This window comes from Pseudomonas sp. 05T35, from assembly GCF_056396605.1.
Window position 1 is genome coordinate 1 of sequence record NZ_JBFTLU010000409.1, and the last position, 4,220, is coordinate 4,220.

Genomic DNA, 4,220 nt, shown 5'->3' on the forward strand with positions numbered 1-4,220 from the left:
CCCACAGTAGATTGAGTTGATCTCAAGATTTCTGTTTTGCGGAGTTTTTGCCCCCATGAAGCACAACGTCATCCTTGTGGTGCTCGATGGCCTGAACTACGAGGTCGCGCGGCATGCCATGGGACATCTTCAGGCTTATGTCGGCGCAGGACGCGCAGCCTTTTACAAACTCGAATGCGAACTGCCGTCCCTGTCGCGCCCGCTCTATGAATGCATCCTGACCGGCGTCACCCCGATCGACAGCGGTATCGTCCACAACAACGTGTCACGCCTGTCCAACCAGCGCAGCGTGTTCCACTACGCCACCGCCGCCGGGCTCAGCACCGCCGCTGCGGCCTACCACTGGGTCAGCGAACTGTATAACCGTTCACCATTCGTGGCTGCCCGCGACCGTCACACCGACAACACTGAACTGCCGATCCAGCACGCGCATTTCTACTGGTCCGATCACTACCCCGATTCGCATCTGTTCGCCGACGCCGAGAACCTGCGCCTGCGCCATGCGCCGAACTTTCTGCTGGTTCACCCCATGAACATCGACGACGCCGGACACAAGCACGGCCTCGACACGGCGCAGTACCGCAACAGCGCCCGCTCGGCCGATATCATTCTCGCCGACTACCTGCAAGGCTGGCTCGACGCCGGCTATCAGGTGCTGGTGACCGCCGACCACGGCATGAACAACGACCGCTCCCACAACGGCCTGCTGGCCGAAGAACGTGAAGTACCGCTGTTCGTCATCGGCGATGCCTTCAGCTTCAATCCCCATGCAGCCCCGAAACAAACCGAACTGTGTGGCACTGTCTGCGAGTTGCTGGGTGTTGCCCACGACAAACCTGTGTGCCGGGAGCTGCTCAAGTGAATTCAATCACCCGCGGCAAGTGGCTGGCGGCGTTGTGCCTGGTGCCCTTCGCCATTTTCTTTATCGTGTTCCAGATCGCCCCGCTGTGCTGGGTGCTGATCAACAGTGTGCAATCGGAAGAGTTCGGTTGGGGCCTGGCCAACTTCAACAAGATCTTCAGCTCGAAGTTCTACATGCAGGCGATCCAGTACAGCCTCGAGATCAGCTTCTGGTCCAGCGTGTTCGGTATCGTCATTGCAATCCTCGGCAGTTACTCGCTGCGCCGGGTCGATTCGAAGCTGCGCAACTTCGTCAACGCCTTCGCCAACATGACCAGCAACTTCGCCGGCGTCCCGTTGGCCTTTGCGTTCATCATCCTGCTGGGGTTCAACGGCAGTTTCACCATCATGCTCAAGCAGGCCGGGATTATTCAGGACTTCAACCTGTACTCGAAAACCGGGTTGATCATCCTCTACACCTACTTCCAGATTCCCCTCGGTGTGTTGCTGCTGTACCCGGCCTTCGACGCCCTGCGTGAAGACTGGCGCGAATCGGCGTCCCTGCTCGGCGCCAACGGCTGGCAGTTCTGGCGACATATCGGTTTGCCGGTACTGACCCCGGCCTTGCTCGGCACCTTTGTGATCCTGCTGGCCAACGCCCTCGGCGCCTACGCCACGGTCTACGCCCTGACCACCGGCAACTTCAACGTGCTGCCGATCCGCATCGCGGCGATGGTTTCGGGCGACATTTCCCTGGACCCGAACATGGCCAGTGCCCTGGCCGTTGTACTGGTGACGTTGATGACCCTGGTGACCGTGGTCCATCAGTTGCTGTTGAAGAGGAGCTACCATGTCTCGCGCTGAACTGGGCCCCGTCGGTGTCTATCACCGGGTCGTGGTTTATCTGCTGTTTGCCATTCTGTTGCTGCCGCTGGCCGGAACATTGATCTACTCGATCGCCAGCAGTTGGTCGGCCACCGTTCTGCCCAGCGGCTTTACCTTCAAGTGGTACATCCAGCTGTGGAGCGATCCGCGTTTTCTCGGCGCCTTTGGCCAATCACTGCTGGTCTGCGTGGGTGCGCTGATTCTGTCGGTGGTGTTGATCCTGCCGCTGCTGTTCGTGGTGCATTACCACTTCCCGAAGCTCGACGCGCTGATGAACATCCTGATCCTGCTGCCGTTCGCAGTGCCACCCGTGGTGTCATCAGTGGGGCTGTTGCAGCTCTACGGTTCGGGACCGTTCGCGATGGTCGGTACACCGTGGATTCTGGTCGGTTGCTACTTCACCGTGGCGCTGCCGTTCATGTACCGGGCGATCACCAACAACCTGCAAGCGATCAACCTGAGTGACCTGATGGACTCCGCCCAACTGCTTGGTGCCAGCACCTGGCAAGCGGCGTTCCTGGTGGTGTTGCCGAACCTGCGCAAGGGCTTGATGGTCGCGTTGCTGCTGTCGTTCTCGTTCCTCTTCGGTGAGTTCGTGTTCGCCAACATCCTCGTCGGTACGCGCTACGAAACGCTGCAGGTCTACCTCAACAACATGCGTAACAGCAGCGGTCACTTCACCAGCGCGCTGGTGATTTCCTACTTTTTCTTTGTGCTGGTTCTGACCTGGGCTGCCAATATCTTGAACAAGGACAAAAGCCAATGAGCTATGTCAGCGTCCAACACCTGCAAAAAAGCTACTCGCAAACGGGCTCCGCCGGCACTCCGGTGTTCAGCGACATCAACTGCGAAATCCAGAAAGGCGAGTTCGTCACCTTGCTCGGCCCGTCCGGTTGCGGCAAGTCGACCCTGCTGCGCTGCATCGCCGGGCTGACCGCGGTGGATGGCGGCAAGATCCTGCTCGACGGCCATGACCTGGTGCCGCTGAGCCCGCAGAAACGCGGAATCGGCATGGTATTCCAGAGCTACGCACTGTTCCCCAACATGACCGTGGAGCAGAACGTCGCCTTCGGTTTGCGCATGCAGAAGGTCAACGCCGACGACAGCCGCAAGCGCGTGCTCGAAGTGCTGCAATTGGTTGAACTGACCGACTTCGCCAGCCGCTACCCGCATCAACTGTCGGGCGGCCAATGCCAACGCGTGGCCCTCGCCCGCTCGCTGGTCACCCGCCCCCGCTTGCTGCTGCTCGATGAGCCGCTGTCGGCACTCGACGCTCGAATCCGCAAACACCTGCGCGAGCAGATCCGGCAAATCCAGCGTGAGCTGGGGCTGACCACGATTTTCGTGACGCACGATCAGGAAGAAGCCCTGACCATGTCCGACCGGATCTTCCTGATGAACCAGGGCAGGATCGTCCAAAGCGGCGATGCCGAAACACTCTACACCGCTCCGGTCGATGTGTTTGCCGCCGGCTTCATCGGCAACTACAACCTGCTCGATGCCGCCAGCGCCAGCAAGCTGCTGCAACGTCCGATCAATGGCCGCATCGCGATTCGCCCGGAAGCTATCGAACTCAGCCGCAATGGCGAACCGGATGCGCTTATCCGCAGCCACAGCCTGCTCGGCAACGTGATCCGCTATCGGGTCGAGGCTCGCGGCGTAGAACTGGTGGTGGACGTGCTGAACCGCTCGGCGGCTGACCTGCATGCCGACGGTCAGCGACTGGCACTTTCCATCGATCCGACCGCCCTGTGTGAGGTAGCCTGATGTTTTCGCTGTGCACACTGTTAAAGAGAGAGCAGCACTGATGGCTTTGGCAATTTTTGATCTGGACGAAACCCTGATCCATGGCGACTGCGCCTCACTGTGGAGCGAGCAGATGGCCCGCCTCGGCTGGGTCGACGGCGAATCCTTCCTGCGTCGCGACAAGGAATTGATGGACGCCTATGGCAGGGGCCACCTGGCCATGGAGGACTACATGACCTTCAGCCTGGAGCCGATGGCCGGACGCACCCCGGAAGAAATCGAGCACCTTGTGGCCCCATGGGTCGAAGATTTCATCGAACCGATCATTTTCAGCGACGCCTGCAAAGCCATCGCCGAACACCGCAAGGCCGGCGACCGGATTCTGGTGATCTCCGCTTCGGGCACACATCTGGTCAAGCCCATCGCCGAACGCCTGGGCATCGACGAGATCCTCGGTATCGACCTGGAAGTGACTCACGGGGTCTACAGCGGCAAAACGGTTGGCACCCTGACCTATCGCGAAGGCAAGATCACTCGCTTGCTGGAGTGGCTGGACGCCGAAGAGGAGAACCTTGAAGGCGCGAGTTTCTATTCCGATTCACGCAACGATCTGCCGTTGCTGATCAAAGTCGACTATCCGCATGTGGTCAATCCGGATCCGGTGCTGCTCGAACACGCCGAAAAGGCCGGCTGGCCGATCCATCTCTGGAAGTAGCGCCACCGCGTCAACTTCATCGCGAGCAAGCTCG

The 4,220-nt window shown here is 59.9% G+C and carries 5 protein-coding genes; all 5 read left to right on the forward strand.

From position 1 onward, the window contains the following. Positions 1-55 precede the first annotated feature (55 nt). Genes AC1DH9_RS24035 through AC1DH9_RS24055 form a run of 5 tightly spaced genes read left to right on the forward strand, consistent with a single transcriptional unit; the run spans position 56 to position 4,186 of the window. Complete coding sequence (locus AC1DH9_RS24035) at positions 56-862, forward strand: alkaline phosphatase family protein (protein ID WP_427541563.1); 807 nt, start codon at positions 56-58, stop codon at positions 860-862. Next, positions 859-1,704 (forward strand): ABC transporter permease, encoded by an 846-nt coding sequence (locus tag AC1DH9_RS24040; RefSeq protein WP_123580274.1) that lies wholly within the window; start codon positions 859-861, stop codon positions 1,702-1,704. The genes AC1DH9_RS24035 and AC1DH9_RS24040 overlap by 4 nt, the downstream gene beginning before the upstream one ends. Beyond that, positions 1,691-2,491, forward strand: coding sequence for an ABC transporter permease (locus AC1DH9_RS24045; RefSeq protein WP_216742609.1), 801 nt, complete (start codon positions 1,691-1,693; stop codon positions 2,489-2,491). The genes AC1DH9_RS24040 and AC1DH9_RS24045 overlap by 14 nt, the downstream gene beginning before the upstream one ends. Continuing rightward, complete coding sequence (locus tag AC1DH9_RS24050) at positions 2,488-3,492, forward strand: ABC transporter ATP-binding protein (protein WP_216742608.1); 1,005 nt, start codon at positions 2,488-2,490, stop codon at positions 3,490-3,492. The genes AC1DH9_RS24045 and AC1DH9_RS24050 overlap by 4 nt, the downstream gene beginning before the upstream one ends. 40 nt (positions 3,493-3,532) lie before the next feature. Continuing rightward, positions 3,533-4,186, forward strand: a complete 654-nt coding sequence (locus tag AC1DH9_RS24055) for an HAD family hydrolase (protein WP_427541567.1) — start codon at positions 3,533-3,535, stop codon at positions 4,184-4,186. Positions 4,187-4,220 lie beyond the last annotated feature (34 nt).

Bases quoted from the DNA above. Each gene is read 5' to 3' on its own strand.
- AC1DH9_RS24035 (WP_427541563.1), top strand. From the start codon at position 56: ATGAAGCACAACGTCATCCTTGTGGTGCTCGATGGCCTGAACTACGAG.
- AC1DH9_RS24045 (WP_216742609.1), top strand. From the start codon at position 1,691: ATGTCTCGCGCTGAACTGGGCCCCGTCGGTGTCTATCACCGGGTCGTG.
- AC1DH9_RS24050 (WP_216742608.1), top strand. From the start codon at position 2,488: ATGAGCTATGTCAGCGTCCAACACCTGCAAAAAAGCTACTCGCAAACG.
- AC1DH9_RS24055 (WP_427541567.1), top strand. From the start codon at position 3,533: ATGGCTTTGGCAATTTTTGATCTGGACGAAACCCTGATCCATGGCGAC.